The following is a 19,315-nucleotide window of genomic DNA, read 5'->3' as shown; positions in this document are numbered from 1 at the left end:
TGATACCACTGATAATATACAACGCAAGAATATGCACTATGGATAAGCAGCACACCGTTATTGAAAACGGCTGGGTGAGCATTGAAAACGGAAAAATAACCGGTACGGGTGCCGGTGAGACGAAAGTTTCTTCATCTGATATCGACGCAGGCGGAAGGCTTCTTGTCCCGGGATTCATTGACGCACACACTCATCTCGGAATAGTCGGAAACGCGCTCGGTTTCGAGGCTGACGACTGCAATGAGGAAACTGATCCGGTAACACCGAATCTTCTGGCGGCAGACGGTATCAATCCTTTTGACTTCTGTTTTGAGGAGGCCAGGGAGGCCGGCGTGACGACGGTTCTGAGCTCTCCGGGGAGCGCAAATGCCATCGGCGGCGTTATATGTGCGCTTAAGACGAACGGCAGGCGCATCGAGAAGATGATGATAAAAAACGCCGGTATGAAGTTTGCGCTCGGTGAAAATCCGAAAACGGCATACAACGACCGCGACGAGACTCCGGTTACAAGAATGGCCACAGCCGGACTTATAAGGGAGCATCTGGTCAAGGCGAAAAAATATCTCGACGATCTGAATGATTACGAAAAGGACAGCGAAAACAACGATCTTCCGGAGTTCGACGCCAAGCTTGACGCAACGGTGCCGCTTCTGAAAAAGGAGATAAAGGCACATTTCCACTGTCACCGTGCTGATGACATTCTCACGGCAGTGCGCATTTCGAAGCAGTACGGACTGGACACGGTTCTCATACATGCGACCGAGGCGCATAAGATCGCTGATCTTCTTGCTGAAGACGGTGCATGTGCGGTCATCGGTCCGGTCATAGGGGACCGGTCAAAGCCGGAACTTGCAGGTCAGGACATAAAAACTGCCGGTGTGCTTCATAAAAACGGAGTGAAGGTCGCCATCTGCACCGATCATCCGGTGGTGCCGATACAGTATCTGGCTCTTAACGCGGCACTTGCTGTAAAGGGCGGACTCGACCGTGACGAGGCGCTTCGTGCGGTCACTGTGAACGCAGCTGAGATATGCGGCATTTCAGACAGGGTGGGAAGCATTGAAAAGGGTAAGGACGCAGACATTCAGCTCTACAGTTCCGATCCGCTTGACGTAATGAGTTCGCCTGATTTCGTAATGATAAACGGAGAAACAGTTAAGGATAGGCTGATTTATTCATAAATCAGCCTGGGGCACGGGGCGAAGCCCCGTATCTCCTCACCCGTCAGTCCGGCGAAGCCGGACTGACGATTTAATCAGAGTTTCATTAAAAAAGTTTGCAGCAGAATCTTCTGCTGCAGCATTCCTGAAAGGAATTTTATGATATGAGTGATAATCAGTCAATAAACAGAATAGCGGAGGAAGTCAGAAGACTCTGCGAGCCTCAGAGCATTATTCTGGTAAGCAACAAAGTAAATACTGACGGTGAGCTTGTAAGTTTCAAGCTGGTGGTCATCGTTCCTGACGGCGATGAAAGCGTAGCTGATCTTGAATGCCGCCTTTACATGCAGATCGACAGTGAAATTCCGTATGATCTCGTTCTCTACAAGCAGTCGGAATGGGATGCTTTTAAGGATGACGTGGGATCATTTGCATGGAAAATAAATAATACAGGAGCTTATATTTATGGGGAGAAGTTATAGAGATAGCGACAGCAGAAGGTACTTTGACTGGCTGTTTCACGCCAATCTTGACTTTCTCGCTGCCAAGAATCTCATCAAGGACACAAGGTGCTACAATTCTGCAGCATTTCACTGCCAGCAGTGCATCGAAAAGGCACTTAAGGGGTATCTGCTGTTCAAGAAGCACAAGCTGTATGACGGACACAACCTGACCTGGCTGTGCAAGCAGGCTGCCATGTGTGACGAGCATTTCAACCAGTGGGTAGGTCAGAGCTCATCGCTCAACCGTTTCTACATTGAAACAAGGTATCCGGCCGACATTCCGCTGGACATCGACACCGAGACCATCGACAATCTGATGAATTCGATGACCGATATGCTGGAGTTCATAACTGAACAGATAAGATTTGATTTTGTGAGCTATCACAGACGTAAAAAATAAAAAATATCACCCTTCCGGAGTTATCATATTTTCGCAGACATATCAGAATGCATCAGCATTCCGTGTGTCTTTATATACGATAGCGGAAGGGTGTTGTTTTTTACTTTCACAGATTACATCAATGGTTGTTTTTCCAACACTGGCAGGAAGAAAAGTGAACTTTATATTAAAGATTAACAAACATGAATTTTTCTGAAAAAAATCTGAAAAAAGCATTGACATTTAGGTCCGGACAATGTATAATAAAATAGTCGCTTGTGGGAAACGCAAAACGACAAACGACATCAAGTATGGCGGCATAGCTCAGTTGGCTAGAGTACTCGGTTCATACCCGATTGGTCGTAGGTTCGAATCCCACTGCCGCTATTATATGGCCCGTTGGTCAAGAGGTTAAGACGCTGCCCTTTCACGGCGGAATCATGGGTTCAATTCCCGTACGGGTCACCAATCATAAGTCTCGGAAACGCCGCAATATAGCCGTTTCCGAGGTTTTCTTTTATACTGAAAAATGCGTTTGTCCGCTACTTGTCCGCTATTCGGATTTTGTAGCGGACATTATTGTTTTAACTTACTGTATCTTCAACAGGTAAAAAACTGAAAGCTCCGTCCATTGCCTGAGCTACTCTTGCCTGTGCAGTCTGGAACATATGAGCATAAACATTAAGTGTCGTTCCTGAGTTACAGTGCCCTAACGCACCGGATACAGTTACAACATCCAGCCCTGATGAAATAAGAGCAGAAGCTGCGAAGTGACGGAAGCTGTGGATACCATAGAAAGGCATTTCGTTCTTTTCACAGAACTCTTTCAGCCAGCCGTAAGGGGTCTGATTGTTCATAGGTTCACCGTTCCATTTTACAAAGAGTCTGTCACTGTTCACCCATTTGTCTCCGATACGGAGTGCTTCTTCATCATGCTCAGCTTTCAGTTCTCTGAGAATATCCATAATGTACGAACTGATCTTGAGAACACGCTTTGAACGTCTTGTCTTTGTCGTATCGGTATAGATACCACGACCGGACGTGTAATTACTTGTCCTCCTTACGCTGATAATGTTATTCTCAAAATCAACGTCTTTCCATTCCAGACCGAGCATCTCACTTCTGCGTAAACCACTGTATGCTATCAGATAGAAGAAAGCTCTGTACTTCGTATCTTCACCGTTTATTGCGGTAAGGAGCTTCGCTATCTCTTCCTGGGAATAGATCTGCTTCTCCCTGACTTCACCTTTAGGGACTGTCACTTTTCTGCACGGATTTTCCGCCACAAGATCCATACGAACTGCATAGCTGAACACGTCCGAGATGAAACTCAGATTATGACGTATCGTTTTCGGAGCAAGAGGCTTGCCGGTCTTTTCGTTTGCTCCCTCTTTGGCAAGAGAATTTACAAAACTCTGTAGCTGTCTTGCTGTGATCTTGTCAATACGCAGATGACCTATTGCAGGATAGACACGATGCGTGAGCTGAATCATTCTCTCATAGGTAGTACTTCTGAGCGCGTTCTTAGCATAACTCTCGAACCACTCCTCAGCAAGCTCCTGAAACTTCATAGCAGATGCCTTGTAGCCGTGGCTGACAGATTCCTCAAACATGACCGCCTGACGGTTAAGTTCCTTTTCAATCTGCTTCCTGCTCATGCCCTCATCGGGTTTCCATGTCATGGACTGTTCCATGTGTTTACCGTTTACATCATAGCCGCAGCTTACTCTTATAAGATAGCTGCCGCCGCGTTTCTTTATCGTTGCCATAGATTACCTCCCAAAATCTATGACATACCCTTGTACTTCTTTAATCTTAGCGCAATAATCGGAAACTGTCAATAGATATGAAATATCTTTACAGGGTATGCCATATAACTTCTTTTGCTCGTTCTTTTTAGAGGCATCGTTAATATGTGTGGTAACTTTTCCGCCTCTGTTCTTTATCCTTTTGCTGCTATTAGAGAAACCAGCGTGTGTGGATATCAGTGTCAAGGGTTTCCGCGTAGCGGTGCTTGCACCCTTGATACTGATATTCACATATGCTACAATTTCTAATTGCAGAAGAAGGATGAACGCTAATTCCAAGGCAGTCTAACATCAATGCCTGAGCATCTCAGCATTATCATAGCTAACATGTTATCGATATTTCTGAAGCCATAGGCCATACGTATAGATAGTTTTATCTTGTTGTTAATTGCTTCAACTCTTGCGTTCGAAAGATGATATTTTATCGTGTTCAGAATCGATTTTCTATGACGATTGATTTTCTTTTGTAGCTCAACAAACTTTGGCAAACGACAATGTCTTGCCCACTTAATCCATGCATCAAGTTTTTCTTCAGCCTCCTCAGCTGTATCACTATGAAAGACGTATCTAAGCGCTTCTTTAAGTTTGTAAGCTCTGAATAGTTTAGGATCTGTTTTCGATATCCAGTCAATCTTGTCAGCTTGCCTGGACGTGAGTTTTTCCATCGACTTTCCTAATATGAGCTTGGATGTCTTTATTTCTTTAGCAACGTCAATCGTCTTCGGAGTATCCTTGGGCTTACGACCACGTTTGGCTGGTCTTTTACATAGTGCTACTTCCTTTTTGATTGAACGCCATGTATCTACGCGCATATCGTCAAGTGCTTCCATTGCCCAGCTGATTACGTGAAAAGGATCTACACAGCGCTCAGCGTTTGGACAGTATTCTTTTATACATTCATCAATCCATTTAGCTCCGTCTCCGGATACGAGTTGTATGTTTGCTCTCTGTTCTTCTGTTAGCTGATCAAAGAATGAAGAAAACACACTTTTACCATGACCTTCAGATGCCCATATCACCTTTCCGGTATCATGGTTTATCACCGTCGTTATGTATTTATGACCTTTCTTGTAGCTTGTTTCATCTACACCGATTCTAAAGAGATTATTAAATCTTTTTTCAGGGTCAGTATCAAGTGCATCGTTTACTCTTTTAACGATTGCTCCAACGGTACCCCATGAAATTCTCATGAATTCTGAAACTGCAACTTTAGAACAATTAACAGCCAGCCAGGCTGTTATCTGCTCAAAATCATAGGTGAAACCTGAGTTATGCCTTGCCCACGGAAACTGACATGTAACTACTCCGTGTTCAGGACACCTGACTCTGCATGATGGGGCTACAAGTATCACTTTGTATGTTGACCAGTCACATGCTCGCCACGTTCTTGCTCCATAGTTTCCTGCATCATATACTTTACATTTCCTGCCGCAGATTCCGCATCTGCACTGATGTCCTTTGGTTGCATGGACCTGAATGATAAACGTGTCGTCTTCAAATACAGTTTTATCTATCGCTGTATACTTGACATTTAAGATTTTTTTGATATAATTATTACAAAGCATATGGTATCTCCTGTTTTAATTTTTTCTCGTCAAAAAAATCATAACAGATATCATATGCTTTTTCAATTTTTTACGGCTTTTTCTGCGATTTTATTTCCACACATGTTAATGAAGAGCCTCTTTTTATTCTAATTCAGAACTTCTGTGTCTGTTGTTTCTATAATGTTCAAATTCATCAGCCAGTCCGCAGGCTGAAATAAAGGCTTTTGCCTTTTGAAGATCAGTATTAAGCTGTTCCTCTCTTTTTATTCGTCTGCTTTCTGCATTCAGTTTTTCACGGGTAAAACAGTGACTGTTCTCTTCTTTCTTTTTATAAACGGAAAGTTCCGAGGAAACCGTTTCAAGCTGCTTCTTTACAGCAATACATTCCTGAACGGCATTGTCACGTTCCTTTCTGAGCTTTTTGGTGTTCTTCTCCATTGCGACATACTTTTTTGCAGCATCATTAAGCTTATCGTAGTTTTCTCTGGAAAGAGTAACTTTCTTGCCAAACACAGATTCTTTAACTTCAATATTCTCAATCTTCTCTATATCTACTTTCTTCTTTGTAATTTTTTCAAGTTCAGATTTGGATTCATTAAGTTCTGCACTAACCTGAACGTTTTCTGCCGCCAGTGCATCAGCCTTCCTGCGCTGTTCCTTGTATTCTTCTACTTCAAGCGTTCCTCTGGATTCTTCAGGAGGGAGAGGTTCAATACCGTGTTCACGGCAGATATTGTTAAGCACTTCGGTCTCCGAATCACGCCATCTTGCAATAGCCATTTTACCGCCGCCCCATCCCATTTCTTTCAAAGCCTGAGCTATACCGTTCTGTGTGTCCTGACCACGCTTGTAGTGACCGACGGGAATATAGTCGAAATGAAGATGTGGCGTGGCTTCATCCATATGGAGAACAGCATTGAAGACATAGAAGTTAGGATTACGTTTCTGAAAACCTTCCATGTATTCTTTCAGAATTTCAGCTGCAATCTTATCGTCTCCGGTTCCGATACCTGTATCTTCTTTTTTGCCGACCTGAACGATAACTTCGTAAAAACTTTTCTGATCGAGTGCATTGACTTTTATAGTACTGCATGGCTTGCATCCGAAAAGATGTTCATAGTAATTACTAATCTTACGGTCGTTTCTGGTCTGTTTTGCATTGTATCTTTCAGTTGATTCCCTGAAAAGCTGATCATATGCTTCGGCTATAGGCTGTGCGATAAAAGTTATATTATCCGGAGTACGGAGTAGATCAACATTGTTCGCAACAAACTCACGATTGTTATGGGAAATCGAACCCTTGCCCTGGCTAAAAGTCAGTCTTTTTTCTTTCATTTTGAAATTCCTTTCCTTTATACTTTTTTTTATATGAACAAAAAATCGTGACCGATTTTTCAATATCACCACCTCTTACGAGAGGCAGAATGGTACGCCCTGAAACAGGGCAGATTCATTTTTATAACGCCCTGTCGGGCGTAAATCATACGCAAAAGGCTCATCGCCTTTGCTGATCAATCGCCCTGACGGGCTCTCATTACAGCATGCACAGGCAAGCTTCAGAACGGTGCGAAGCACCGATTACAAAGGGCGTACGCGCCGCTTGTAACTCCATAGTACTTCCGACAGCCTTGAAAGTCTATCAGAAGAACTATGTCGCCCTGCGGGGCTTTTTCCGGCGGCTTCGCCCGCCGGATCTGCGGTTATGCTTTCGTTGTACCATAACCGTTTCAGCTGCAGAAACCGCATCACTTTATTATCACGCACCCTTTCCCTGAAAATATTCCACAAGGTCAGTTTTGTTCACGAGTATTTTTCCGTTCTTTCCTGCACCGGTTCTTACTGACTTGACCTTGCCTTGTCTCACAAGCTGACGAACTGTGTGTTCAGAAAGTCCGCTGATGAGTGCAGCACTTTCTTTTATAGTCAGCATTTCGACTTTATTTTCGACTGGTGCTTTGACGTTCTGCGTAGCAGTGCTTTCACCATCTTCTGTAAGCTGAATAAGCAGTTCCAGAATGTTGTCTACGATTGCTTTCTTTTCTGTAGTATTCATTTTGACCATCCTCCATATTTCTTTTGTTTACGTTTGCGAATTCATGAACTATCAGCATTTTCAGCACAATCGAAATCCGAAAATGCCGATAATGCTGATTGTTCAGATAAGCGGATTTATAAAAACCATAGTTCCGCTTTTGTTGTTTCCGTTTGCTCCTTCAACTTTTTCACGGCGGAGATAATTGTATTCCTCCAGCATATCCATAGTCTCACCGAAGTCAGCAGCGTTCCTGAACAGAGTACATCTGCACAGCTTGTAAAGATCGTTCTGCCGGATATTAGTAATGTGTCTGGAACGTATCTTTGCGAGTACTTTCTCTGCTTTTATCGTTCCGAGGTCAACGTCACCGAGACTGTAAGCATATATTGCCTGTTCACGGAAGTATTCACCTATCTCGACAGCATTGCAGAACGTATCAAGCGTAACAGGTGTTTCAGCAGGATTGCTATTATTCAGAGCACACCTGATACAGTGAATGATACCGCACAGGCGAAGCAGTTCACCGTGATATTTTCCACCCCAGTCTTTGCAGAACGCCATATCGGTAATGAGATGCGGTTCGATAAAGTTGTTGTAGTAGTCAACGAACTCACTGTAAGCCTTACTGTCAAAGTGCAGATACTGTTCTGTTTCATCATGATAAGCGAATTTTACACTGAGAAGCTTGCATATCAGCTCCCTGTAATTCTCTGATACAGCTTCAGGAACAGCCGGGGTATCATACTTGCGAAAACCGATATTGCTTTCAGGGAAACAATATAGAAAACGTGCAGTAAGACCGCTGCCACGGAAAGTGGGATTGCTGATCAAACCTTCAAAAACATAAGGCTGACACGCAAGACAAATACTCATGTAAGGCTTCGGAAGAATAATGCTTGATCTGGTCGCTCTGTCACTGATATAGGTCTCACCGTTCCATGTCTTTAAAAGCAAATCAAGGTTAGGAATGTTATTGCTGTACCGTCCGCTGAAATTACCGAGCATACCAGCTTCATCAGATATCATAAGAAGTGTTCCGTTTTCTTCAAGCAGCTTTACAAGTGATTCCGGAGTAACATCGTCCACTGTTATTCTGCGTAAGTTACCTGCAGGGATATTACTGAGTTTTATTTGCAGGTCAGCGATCTCCTCAGCGGTAACATCATTCTTCTTTTCAAGTGCTTCAAGCTTGTTTTCCAGCAGTTTACGTTTTGACTGAGCCGTGAAGTATTCCTGTGTGTGCTTTTTGTTCCAGTCACGGGTAAAGTCAGTGTACGGTTTCTTTATAAGAGAAATAACAGGAGACTTTTTGAAGCTCGGTTCTGCAATCGTGAGGGTATCAAGCACAAGCGGTTCTGTATGATCACGCTTTGCTGCCATACGATATACCCCTGAAAAACAGTAGCTCACTGCTGAAAGAATTGAAGTTCCGGCCATTGCTACATCTGTTGATGTTGTAGCTGCTACCGCATCTGCCATATCAGCTATAACAGGCGGAAGTGCGTTTACAGGGAACTTCAAAAGATTTGCTCCGTCAGAACGGAGCGGTGTGGGTTTAACCCATCTGATTTCATTAGTCAACGATTCATCATTTCCTTTCTTTTCAAATTTTACAGATACGCATCTATAAAGGCTTCGGTCGGCATAGGGTGTGCTGTTCCACTATCAGGTGTCTTTTTCTCCCGACAATCCAAGTTTACCATAACGGCATCTTATCAATCTATAATAACACGTTATAATTCGTGTAAATTACGTTAATTACTTTGATTTTGCTGTAACGTATCTTGCATTATCCGTTATTATCTTGACTTCTAAAGGTTTAAATGATATAATTATCGTAACGTATTTTATCTTTTACGTTACAGGGAAGGAACATGATATGAGTAAAAATAAAAAAATCCTGCTCTATCGCATTGACGAGCAGGCTAAAAATGTGATATTTGTTGTTACTGAAGATAACGAAAGCGTATGGAGAAATATTTCCGGAGATGCATACAGCGTTATCAGTTTTGATGATATATTCAGAGACATAACGGAGTTCCGAAATGGGTTCCTTGACTATGAGCAGCTCACTGACGAGCTTATCGGAGCTATAAACGGCAGAGCTGCAGTTTACAGTAAGATACTGGAGCGTTTTGACGATAACCGGCTGAACAGCTTCAACTTCTTTACACGCTATTATTCTGATACACTTCGTGATTTGTTCACTGAAACGAGAAAGAACATAGAAAAGGCAGGAGCATTCTTAAATACCCGTGCCCTGAAGAAGTCCACTGAACACGTCAGTGAAGTTTTCAACCATATTCGCGAGGTCATGCGTGACGACTGGAATTTTGACTTCAACTCCGAAAGCGATATAAAAGCATTTCGCCTCAGTTTTGATAAGATAATCATACGCGGAAATGACCGTAACGATATATACACCGTAGCCGACACCGCACTTGTGAACTTCTTCTATGATTTCAGCTTTGCTATCCATAAGCTGAAGCTGTATGTATGTGACTGTAAATACTGCAGCCAAAAATTCCTCGGCATCAGAAACAGCGTATGCTGTGATGCCGAGGAATGTCAGAATGTATATCAGCGTGAGATTAAAAATGCCAAAAGGCGTTCAAGGGAAAACAGTACCTATAAAATATACAGCACAAGACTCAGTAACTATATCGGACAGCAGAAGACCAAACTTTCTTCAGGAGTTCTTGATAACCCTCTGCTTGTAGAGAGGTTCGACCGGCAACGCAAGGTGTTTACTGCTTTTATGACCGAAAAGCTGTCCGAATACGAAATGGATCATCGGCTGCCTGACAAGGAACTTGATGCATTCTATGATAAGATGAAGCAGGACGTTATGAGTTTTGTGTACGGGCTGGAAGCAGAGGCTGAGTAAACTTAATATTGTTTCAGTTGCATCAAAAATAAAAAGGCGGAAATTCATTGTGACACTTCCGCCTGATTTATAAATTTCAAACATAGCAAAAACATAAATATGCTTTTATTTAACGAGATTACTCTTGATTAAACAAAAATCAGCAATATCGAGTTTTCCGTTTTTACTGAAATCTGCATATTCCCAATTTGATAATTTGGAGTTCTGATTTCCAAGCAGCCATTTCTGAAGTGTTAAGACATCAATACTATTGTATGCTCCATCACCGGTTAAATCTCCATAATTCAGATTATCCATTGGTGAGAATTTGCATTTATTAGCGACAGCATAACTCTGTCCCTCTGTATTGTAATAAGATAATATTACACACTCATCATTAACTATTTTAATATTATCTTCTGTAAGAGGATCTACCAATTTACCTTCAGACGTCATATAAGGAGTCTTTAACATGCCTGCAATTTCTACGTCCTCTGGAACATATAGTTCTTTTAATGATGTTCCTACAAATGCATCTTGTCCGATATACTTTAGTCCTTTTGCAGGAAGGGTGACTTCGCTAAGTGATTCAATATTATGGAAAGCGTCACATGAAATACCTGTTGCGCCTTTTATATCAATCGTTTTTAAAGCATAACAACCTAAAAGCATATTTTCTTCAATTGAATCAACGTTAAGAGTAAGCTTCTCCAGCTTTTTGCATGATACTATACTAGACGAATGTAAAACCAGGTCAGGAGAATCAATAACCAGTTCTGTAAGATTGTCAAGACCTATAAGTTCATTTATATATTTGTAATTGTCCGGAACAACGAGTTTAGTAATTCCAGTGCCTTTCAGGCCAGCGTATAAGCCGGAAACTATATGATCATCCAGTTTATCCGGAAGAACAAATGGTTCTTTGATCAATTCTGCTGCATCATATTTAGGCAAGTCGCAGTCAACAATAATAGCGGTATTATCATCCATCACTTCATATTTCCAGATGCCCGAAGTAAAAACTTTAATATCAGAATTATCGGAAGAGTTAGTGGATTTAATAACACCACTATATTTATATCTTCCGTCACTGCATTCAATCGCATCCGTATGAAGCTCAATCGATCTGTTGTAACAGTATTCGAGTAATTCATCTTCTTTATAAGGATCGAGTTTGCTCTTGACTGTTATTTCATATACAGGTTGACTGAGATCGGATGAACATATGATACGCTCAGTGCCATTCTCATCAAGCCAATATTCACTGTAAGAGGAATAATCTCCACCTGCTCCTCGGAAATAGTAATATTTAAACTCTGGAAAAATCATTGTGAGTTCATACGGAATAGACTGTAAATCCGCAAGAGATTTGATGATTCTCGAACTATTCAGATCTATTCTTTTTGGTAAAGTTCCTTTTTTTAAAGTTTCACGTGCGTTGTTGCAAGTTACAGTCATATATGTACGTTCTGTCGTAAAAATCTTTTCACATAAATTAAGTTGTTCCGGTGAAAGAGTATTTTTGTCAGAAACAAGCAAACTATACTTGAGAAATTTATCAAACAGACTGTAATCAACGTCAGCTGGTTTTATTTCATTATCCTAAGTTCCCGAGAATTTTTTAGTCTACATTATCAAGCAGACGTTTTATAGAAACAGGACATTGAATTTTAAAAGCCTTGTATGCATCGTTCATTTTCTTAATCGGTTCTGTTGTTACAAATTCCTTGTCATACACGATGGCATGCTGTTCATGTAAATTCATAAACACAGATTCAGTTGTCAAGGCAGTATTTCTTAGCTTGTCACTCATCATTTTAAGTACAACAGTTGCAATAAAAGTCAACATCAAATGCCCACGTAATGTTGCTTCTGACTCTACGTTAATCGGAAGTATTTTACCTCCCTGTTTGCATAGCTCAAATATTTTTTCAACCTGATCACGCATATAATAAAGAGGCAGTATTTTTTCGACTGCAACTTTTCTGGTTGATACAATCACAAATACTCCTTGCCTTTGTAAATCATCATAAATATCTGATGCTGTAAGACTTTCATCTTCAGCTCTTGCAATAGCATTTTTCTGTCCTTCATTGTATGCCGTCATATCCTTACACAGGAAAGCGTATGCTTTACGATTTTCTTTCTGACCTATTTCACATGGAACGCATTTGATATAGATAAGTCGTTTGTTGAATATCACTGCATTTTCCTTAATCATCAGATTATTAAGATGTTCACTTACGATTCGTTTGTACACCTTGAAATTACTTTTCATTCGAGCCATAAAAGAAATTCCTGAATCAAGAAGTGCATCGGCATTTACTCCTGTATAATATCCGGCATCAAGAATCGCAAATTTGGTATTTATGCCATTCGCTTTTAGTTCAGCTATAGTTCTTGTTATTGTACTTACATCGATAACATTACCTGCAACATATCTGAAAAACAACGGCATTCCAGTGTGCTGCTGAACAACGTAAATGAGCCTCAGTTCCTCACTGATTATTCCGTTATGATTGCTTACGGCGGTTAATGGAAAATGTATAGAATTTGGAAGCCCTGAACTATCAATAAGTATACCGTCATCAATTTCATTTGATTCATCTGCGTCTTTTTTTAAGGAAAGAAACTTAAAGTATTCCTTGAAGAAGTGGCGCTTAGCATCTTCACTGCCTATATCAGCGAGTGCATCGCTTATTCTCTGAGATGCCATCTGTGCTTTAGGATAAAGATATCTGGCATATGTAAGTTCCCACCAGTCTTCTGCATGACAGTTGGAGTATGTTGTTAATATGTAGTAAGCAACCAGCGCATGAAGGGTATCCTGATTTTTATAATTGATTGCATTCACTGCTGACATAATTCCACTTTTGTTCATGAATGAATCAAGTAAATATATATCTCCGAAAGATACTATCAGAACTGGACGTTTTTGATACTTTGTTTTTCGCTGGTCTTTTGGCTCTTCAAAATCTGCTGAAACAGAACTGTATGAATCTGTTGCAAGATCGTATTTAAACAACCCTCTTTCACGATTTTTGAATATACCATTTTCCTTGTCTATTACTCTTCCGAGATATATTTGTTTGCCTTTTGAAACACTTTTTCCTTTTCGAACAGATGCAGTCACTGTTCCATATTCTTTACCGTTTACGATATTATAGTTTATATACATGATTCCCTCACAGCAAATGATGTAGACTAAATTTATTATATCTACATTATATCATTTTTCATGTCAGAAATCAAGTGGATATTCAAATAAATTACGTATCTGCGTGAATTATCATGCGCTTGTAACTACAATCCTGTGATGTAGACTAAGAAAAACCCGGGAACTCAGGATTATTGTATAATGAAAAGAATCCTTCGGATAAATTAAAAGTATCCGTTTCTTCTGCATAAACTGTAAGCGAATTAATCCGCAGCATAGTTAAAACGGAAAGCATTACTGCTGTTACAGTTGATTTTGTTTTTTTATTCATAAAACCACACTACTTTCTAATTCAAATATGTAATAATTAATGCATTTGGTACCTTTGTATTGTTCCTGCACCATTTCAGCATAATGATTTAGGTGTGTTCTGCAATAACAAAGCTGTAATTAGCTCATTATCACAGTTTATCAATTTTCTTTGAAAGATACTGCTGGAGTCTTGCAAGGTCGGCAAGAGTTACTGATCCGTCACCGTCAATGTCAGCTGCCTTCTGCTGATCTTCTGTAAGTTCCTTATCGCCAATAAGGGCAAGAGAAAGATCGGTAAGATCAGTTACGTCAATCAATGTATTACAATCGACATCACCAACTATAACAGTATTGGCTGCGTTATAAATCAGTTCTGAACTTGTTGCAGACTGCTGACGACCATATTCTGTAGCGATAAGAACATCATATCCGAACGGAATGTTATTATCATGAAGTTTCTTTATTGAACTGTAAAACGAAGGATATGTCTCGGTATCTTTTCTTCCCTTGCATGAAAATACATAACTCCAGTCTTCCGGAGCATCACACCAGTCTTTATCTGATTCGCGAAGCTTACGTCCATTTTCGAGTAAAAGTCCAGGATATTCCTCATAAACCTCATCTATGGAAAGATCGGTTTTTATACAGAAATTTGTGAGTGCAGATTCACATTCAAGAATACTCTGACATTCCTCTATTTTCACCACATTACTGTTATGTTTTAAAAGATCATAAACAGTATCTTTATATTCGTTATCAAGTACGAAAAAATCCGTATTCATCGCTGTCATCTATTCTGTAGAACTTAACTTCGTAGTTATCTGATGCACCGATTTTCTCATTGATCTCTTTAACAGGTGGTTCCGTTCCTTCAGCCATTGTTACTATGGAGTATTTTGAGCCTTTAGTATAGTAACTGTGACGTTCGTCCGGTGTAAATGCGAGGAAGCCATCTCCGTAAGCACCCTGACAGTCTATAACTACCGTTCCGGATTTTAGAGATCCTATAACATCCTCTACTGTCCCGGATATCCTTTTTCGTGTGCCACTGTATTCCTTCCACGACTCTATCCCTGCTGTTAAAGTGCTTTCGGAAGCATATATATCAGCAGCAGAAAATGCTGAGCCACATACCAACGAAACTGTTAAGAGAATAGAAATAAATTTTTTAGTCATGTTGATCACTCCCTATTATTACAAGTATGGATTATTAAACGCAAAATGTAATACATCCGTATTTATTCTTTGGCCAACACTATATTCATAATAAATTCCCCCTGTTAATTTTTCTAACTTCTGTTTTCTCATAAATTTGCGTACAAATAAAATATTATCTTACTTCACTGGAATCATCCCCTTTTCATATTCAAAGTATCAACTGACCCAAATAATATTTGATATATCTGGGTCAGTTTTTGTCGTAATCAACTCGTTATCACAGTTTATCAATTTTCTTTGAAAGAAACTGCTGAAGTCTTGCAAGGTCGGCGAGTGTTACTGATCCATCCCCGTCAATGTCAGCAGCCTTCTGTTGATCTTCTGTAAGTTCCTTATCACCTAAAAGTGCAAGTGAAAGTTCTGTAAGATCTGTTACATCGATTGTTTGATCTGAATTTAAATCCCCGAAACATACAGCGTTTCCATCAGGCACCGGCTGAAATGCTGGGTCAACTATAACACTTAGGCTATTTTCTGAATATCCACGATTAATAACATATTCCTTTACAGTCTGTAACGATTCTACGCTTCCTACTCTTACCTCTACTTTACTGTTTTCTGGTGTTTCCAAATCTAGTTTATCACCAGCTGAACGAATATCAACGTCTTTATTGTTATTCATCAGTTCGGTCACTACATTTAATATTTCGTAAACAAACTCATAATCATTAAAAGTGATCTTTTCAGAATTATCCCCAGCATCAGGCACTGGTCTGAAATTAGAATCAATCACAATATTCAGTATTTCCTTCTCATAACCTAAATCGCAAACATATTTCTCAACTTTTTCAGCTGATTCTTCGTCACCGACAATAACTTTTACTTTACTGTTTTCTGGTGCTTTAAGATCAAGCTGATCACCAACAGATATAATTGTTAGCGCCCACCTATCCTGTCATCCAAAAGTGAATGTATTTTGTCAGGGCAGGGACAGTATTTTGTCAACTGAATTGGAAAAACAAACTGACACCCCCAGCACGGAGGTGTCAATTTCAATCTAGAGAGCTATGCTCTCGGCAAAATCCCACATGGCGCTCAGGTCGCTCCCCAGCGTTGCCCTATCCTCCATTGTGGGCAAAAGCCCGTTAATCAAGTTGAACCGCAACATCAGATAATCAGTGACCGGCTCCGGTTACTTCGTTTTCAAGTACAATATCTACAGATTTGCTGTCGATACAGGTCTGTTTCATCTGTGCACCATAGATAAGTGACTGACTGCAGGCACGGTTTACGAGTCGTGGATTTCCGCCTGAAAAAGTAAAAATAGATTTCATTGCATCTTCAGTGAAGACAGGATTTTCCTGTCCGGCATAATGAAGCTGTGATTCAATGTACTGCTTGGTTTCTGAAAAATCCATAGGAGTAAGAAAGCATTCAACATCTACTCTTTCAAGAATGGCTCTGTATGCGGAAAGACGGAGTTTGTCCCAGAGTTCAGTCTGACCCGAAAGTATTAGTGCCATTGGATTTTCGGAATCCATTTTGTAATTCAGAAGAAAGCGGGCCTCTTCAAGCATTTCTTTTGGCAACAGATGTGCTTCGTCAAGAATCACGACCACTTTACGTTTCTGCATATTCCTCATTATTTCAATCTGCTTATGCAAAGCGTTTCTCGCTGCATTGCGATGAAATTCGGATTTGCATCCGAGCTGGTTCAGGAGATAGTTGTAGAAGCTTCGCGGAGTCAGTTTTGAATCAGAAACGTACAGAACCATGTACTCTGATTCAGGAAGTTCATCCTTTAAACGACGAAGTGTACTTGTCTTGCCGGTACCTGGTTCACCAATCAGCAGTGCGAATGACTGTTTCTGTGCAGTGATGATCAGACGACTGAAAACTTCAGTATTCTGATGTGTTCTGTGCAGCTGATCAGATGGAATACCGCGCGTAAACGGTGTATGCTGCATACCATAAAACATTTCAAACATTTTCAGCACCCTCCAATACCTGTGAATACGAAATAATAGCTCGACGTTCCTTTTCCCCGGCGCTCTTTGTAACAGCATCAAGAAGTCTTGAAGAATCCGCTGGGATACTTTCAATTTCAGCACGTTTCGGTTTTTTAGCAACGTGTGTACCTACCTTAGCCGGTTCAGCGTAAAACGGTTCATGATTCTTTGCTTCAATCCTTACACGTGCAATATTCTGAGGATCATAAACAACATCCACCTGCTGTCCGGCATAAAGAACGCCAACATCATAATCTTTACCCATGAAGCTGATACATCCTGACTTGTTAACTTTACGGGTTTCACAGTGCAGGAAAGCAGTTGAGAGTATTGCATCATCCGGATAGCGTAATGGCATGGAATCGCATTTGAATGCCTGTTCCGGGGTTATTCCGAGTGCACTGTGTATTTTACTGTGGTAACATTCAGAGAGCCAGGCGTTAAACAGTCTGTTCAGTTCTTCTATGCTGTCAGGACGGTTCAGGTTTACCTCTTCAATGAACGAGTCAACGGTATGGTTGAAGCGTTCCTGTTTTCCTTTACCCTGAGGATTACGCGGTTTAGCATACAGCAGTTTAATACTCAGAAGACTGCATGCACGCTTCATCCATTGGGTACGATACTGTGAACCGTTGTCGAAGTAGATACGACGGGGAAGTCCAAATTTCTGAATGCCTTTCTTCAGTGTATCCTCAACAATGCTCTGCTCCATATCTCCATAAAACTCAGCATGAACAATGTAACGTGTTGCATCGTCAATCAGACACGACATGTACGTTGGCTGCGGCTTTCCGTCGATAGTCAGCGTTGGTCCGTATTTCAGGTCTCCCTGCCACAAGTCACAGCGATGAACTCTGGCAAAACGCTGTGAACCGTATCCATGATCCTGATAGGTCTTCATCATCTGAGATGAATAACCCGCCCTTGATAGTGCACGCTGAAGCGTCGTTCGTTTCAGCATGCCAACTTCGACCTTGTTTTCAAGTTCAAGTATCTGGATGATGGTAGGGACGCTTCGTGACGGAACTTCACGGCGCAGACGGATTGCCTCTTCCAGGATCTCCTTAGTGATCACGGTATTCTGTTCCGGTACTTTCCCTTTGGGTTTTAATCCGTCGATTCCATTTCCGTTATACGCATCCACATAGCGCTGGAGTGTTCTTGTTGATACTTCAAACGTATCAGCTAATTCCCGGCGCTTGCCGTAATACTCATCCTGAGACAGAGTGGTATCAAGCAGTGGCGCTATCATGATCACACGCTGTTCAGCTATCTCTTTTGCCAGTTTCTGATTTTTCATGTCCATAGAGGTACCTCCTTGTAGTTGATATCTCTATCATAGTACAGGTCAGACTGAAATGACAGGCGAACTAATGAACTTCCATTCATTGGAATTTACGACTATTCTGACAAAATAGGTGAGCGTGTCAAATGTTGATTCAAAACTGCTTCTGACGACCAGTGCAGGATGCTCAATTTTAAGTCTTCTGACAGTCGCAGAACCAAAATTCAGGAACTTTCTTACCCAGTTTCGGATGCGTATTATCGTGCTGTCATCAACATCATAGTTGTCAAGACCATCATATATTTCAGCTATTATTTCAGTACTGAGATGTTTGTAAGGAGCAACGTAATCCGGAAGCTCGCGGTGATAACGGTCGCATTCCGGGCAGTAGAAAACTCTGAGAGACAGAGTGATTCGCTCTTCGCCGGATACGCGCAGATACCGTCTGCACCTTCCGTGTGACTTCATTGGTTTGCCGCAAATTGGACAAACAGGTGAATTTGTTCCTGTAATTTCGACGATTCCGTCCTTGACTTTTTCACGAAAAAATGATATACTTTTCATTGTTGAGGGACGATAGCTGTGTCATAATTGCGAGTTATGACGATCAAAACAGCTATCGTTTATTCCTTTCTAAAGGTTAATACAATTATTATATCATTTTTATAGATAAAAACACAGACGGCATCATCCCGAAATTCGAATCGGAACGATGCCGTTTTCTATTATTTGTTACCGCGTGCCCGAAGGATGGGTTTATCGCGTTGGTTTTCCCGTGAGCATTCCGTGTCTGGGCCGCAGTTGCAGGACTGACTTTCCAGAATCTTGTACATTTCCCTTGACAGAACTGTTGCCTGCGTGACAAGATACAGTGCCTATTGGACGACATTATGGGTGGTCGGTAACAATAATATCAACCTTACCCATATTGTTTTTCATATAATCTGTAAGTTCATCCACAAGATCATATATGAAACTGTATTGCGAAAAAGCATCACTAGCAGCAAAAGCAATGTTAGTTAATGACTGAGAAAACATGAGCGTTGCTGCTATTCCTGAAATAATTCTTAGACCTTTTTTCATATAAATCACACTC

The 19,315-nt window shown here is 41.0% G+C and carries 18 protein-coding genes and 2 tRNA genes; 6 read left to right on the top strand and 14 right to left on the bottom strand.

Going from position 1 to position 19,315, the window contains the following annotated elements; genetic code table 11:
- The first annotated feature begins 38 nt into the window (after nt 1–38).
- From CC97_RS12970 to CC97_RS12950, 5 genes are all read left to right on the top strand, one after another.
- Nucleotides 39–1,181, top strand: coding sequence for an amidohydrolase (locus tag CC97_RS12970; RefSeq protein ID WP_197021867.1), 1,143 nt, complete (start codon nt 39–41; stop codon nt 1,179–1,181).
- Nucleotides 1,182–1,324: 143 nt separating this feature from the next.
- The gene (locus CC97_RS12965) at nt 1,325–1,642 is read left to right on the top strand and encodes a hypothetical protein (protein ID WP_044975371.1); all 318 of its coding nucleotides are present in this window, start codon (nt 1,325–1,327) and stop codon (nt 1,640–1,642) included.
- On the top strand, nt 1,626–2,063 hold the full coding sequence (locus CC97_RS12960) for a HEPN domain-containing protein (protein ID WP_044975370.1): 438 nt from the start codon (nt 1,626–1,628) through the stop codon (nt 2,061–2,063). The genes CC97_RS12965 and CC97_RS12960 overlap by 17 nt, the downstream gene beginning before the upstream one ends.
- Before the next feature lie 292 nt (nt 2,064–2,355).
- Nucleotides 2,356–2,429, top strand: a tRNA-Met gene (locus CC97_RS12955).
- A gap of 6 nt (nt 2,430–2,435) precedes the next feature.
- A tRNA-Glu gene (locus CC97_RS12950) sits at nt 2,436–2,510 on the top strand.
- A gap of 116 nt (nt 2,511–2,626) precedes the next feature.
- On the opposite strand, the gene CC97_RS12945 is transcribed toward CC97_RS12950, so the two are convergent.
- The 5 genes from CC97_RS12945 to CC97_RS12920 all read right to left on the bottom strand — a co-directional run bounded on the left by CC97_RS12945 (nt 2,627) and on the right by CC97_RS12920 (nt 9,013).
- Entirely contained in the window at nt 2,627–3,811 is a 1,185-nt protein-coding gene (locus CC97_RS12945) for a tyrosine-type recombinase/integrase (protein WP_044975369.1), read from the bottom strand.
- A 308-nt stretch (nt 3,812–4,119) separates the two neighbouring features.
- Nucleotides 4,120–5,415 (bottom strand): ISL3 family transposase, encoded by a 1,296-nt coding sequence (locus CC97_RS12935; protein WP_044974904.1) that lies wholly within the window; start codon nt 5,413–5,415, stop codon nt 4,120–4,122.
- A 123-nt stretch (nt 5,416–5,538) separates the two neighbouring features.
- Nucleotides 5,539–6,732 carry a plasmid recombination protein gene (locus CC97_RS12930; protein WP_044975366.1) on the bottom strand — a complete coding sequence of 398 codons (1,194 nt, stop codon included), beginning with the start codon at nt 6,730–6,732 and terminating at the stop codon, nt 5,539–5,541.
- Between the two features lie 421 nt (nt 6,733–7,153).
- The gene (locus tag CC97_RS12925; RefSeq protein ID WP_044975365.1) at nt 7,154–7,450 is read right to left on the bottom strand and encodes a helix-turn-helix domain-containing protein; all 297 of its coding nucleotides are present in this window, start codon (nt 7,448–7,450) and stop codon (nt 7,154–7,156) included.
- Between the two features lie 102 nt (nt 7,451–7,552).
- A complete protein-coding gene (locus CC97_RS12920; protein WP_044975363.1) occupies nt 7,553–9,013 on the bottom strand; it encodes a YfjI family protein in 1,461 nt (486 codons plus the stop codon).
- 298 nt (nt 9,014–9,311) lie between these two features.
- On the opposite strand from CC97_RS12920, the gene CC97_RS12915 reads away from it, so the two are divergent.
- Nucleotides 9,312–10,319 (top strand): hypothetical protein, encoded by a 1,008-nt coding sequence (locus CC97_RS12915; protein ID WP_044975361.1) that lies wholly within the window; start codon nt 9,312–9,314, stop codon nt 10,317–10,319.
- Nucleotides 10,320–10,424: 105 nt separating this feature from the next.
- Here the strand turns inward: CC97_RS12915 and CC97_RS12910 are convergent, their stop codons facing one another.
- The 9 genes from CC97_RS12910 to CC97_RS12870 all read right to left on the bottom strand — a co-directional run bounded on the left by CC97_RS12910 (nt 10,425) and on the right by CC97_RS12870 (nt 19,302).
- Nucleotides 10,425–11,756 (bottom strand): leucine-rich repeat protein, encoded by a 1,332-nt coding sequence (locus tag CC97_RS12910; RefSeq protein WP_044975360.1) that lies wholly within the window; start codon nt 11,754–11,756, stop codon nt 10,425–10,427.
- Nucleotides 11,757–11,919: 163 nt separating this feature from the next.
- Nucleotides 11,920–13,476 (bottom strand): transposase, encoded by a 1,557-nt coding sequence (locus CC97_RS12905; protein ID WP_044973606.1) that lies wholly within the window; start codon nt 13,474–13,476, stop codon nt 11,920–11,922.
- 440 nt (nt 13,477–13,916) lie between these two features.
- Complete coding sequence (locus CC97_RS12900; protein WP_044975358.1) at nt 13,917–14,549, bottom strand: dockerin type I repeat-containing protein; 633 nt, start codon at nt 14,547–14,549, stop codon at nt 13,917–13,919.
- Entirely contained in the window at nt 14,524–14,943 is a 420-nt protein-coding gene (locus CC97_RS12895) for a hypothetical protein (protein ID WP_044975356.1), read from the bottom strand. Before CC97_RS12895 ends, CC97_RS12900 begins: the two co-directional genes overlap by 26 nt.
- A gap of 259 nt (nt 14,944–15,202) precedes the next feature.
- Entirely contained in the window at nt 15,203–15,718 is a 516-nt protein-coding gene (locus CC97_RS12890) for a dockerin type I repeat-containing protein (RefSeq protein WP_044975354.1), read from the bottom strand.
- A 382-nt stretch (nt 15,719–16,100) separates the two neighbouring features.
- Nucleotides 16,101–16,913, bottom strand: a complete 813-nt coding sequence (locus CC97_RS12885; protein ID WP_044974499.1) for an AAA family ATPase — start codon at nt 16,911–16,913, stop codon at nt 16,101–16,103.
- Complete coding sequence (locus CC97_RS12880; protein WP_049962895.1) at nt 16,906–18,240, bottom strand: DDE-type integrase/transposase/recombinase; 1,335 nt, start codon at nt 18,238–18,240, stop codon at nt 16,906–16,908. The genes CC97_RS12885 and CC97_RS12880 overlap by 8 nt, the downstream gene beginning before the upstream one ends.
- Nucleotides 18,241–18,282: 42 nt before the next feature.
- On the bottom strand, nt 18,283–18,783 hold the full coding sequence (locus CC97_RS12875) for a DUF6431 domain-containing protein (RefSeq protein ID WP_197021841.1): 501 nt from the start codon (nt 18,781–18,783) through the stop codon (nt 18,283–18,285).
- A 324-nt stretch (nt 18,784–19,107) separates the two neighbouring features.
- Entirely contained in the window at nt 19,108–19,302 is a 195-nt protein-coding gene (locus CC97_RS12870) for a hypothetical protein (RefSeq protein WP_044975352.1), read from the bottom strand.
- Nucleotides 19,303–19,315 lie beyond the last annotated feature (13 nt).

This window comes from Ruminococcus sp. HUN007, from assembly GCF_000712055.1.
Taxonomy (GTDB): Bacteria; Bacillota; Clostridia; order Oscillospirales; family Ruminococcaceae; genus HUN007.
Note: the sequence above shows the minus strand (reverse complement) of the source record. Positions and strands in the feature narration are given on the sequence as shown.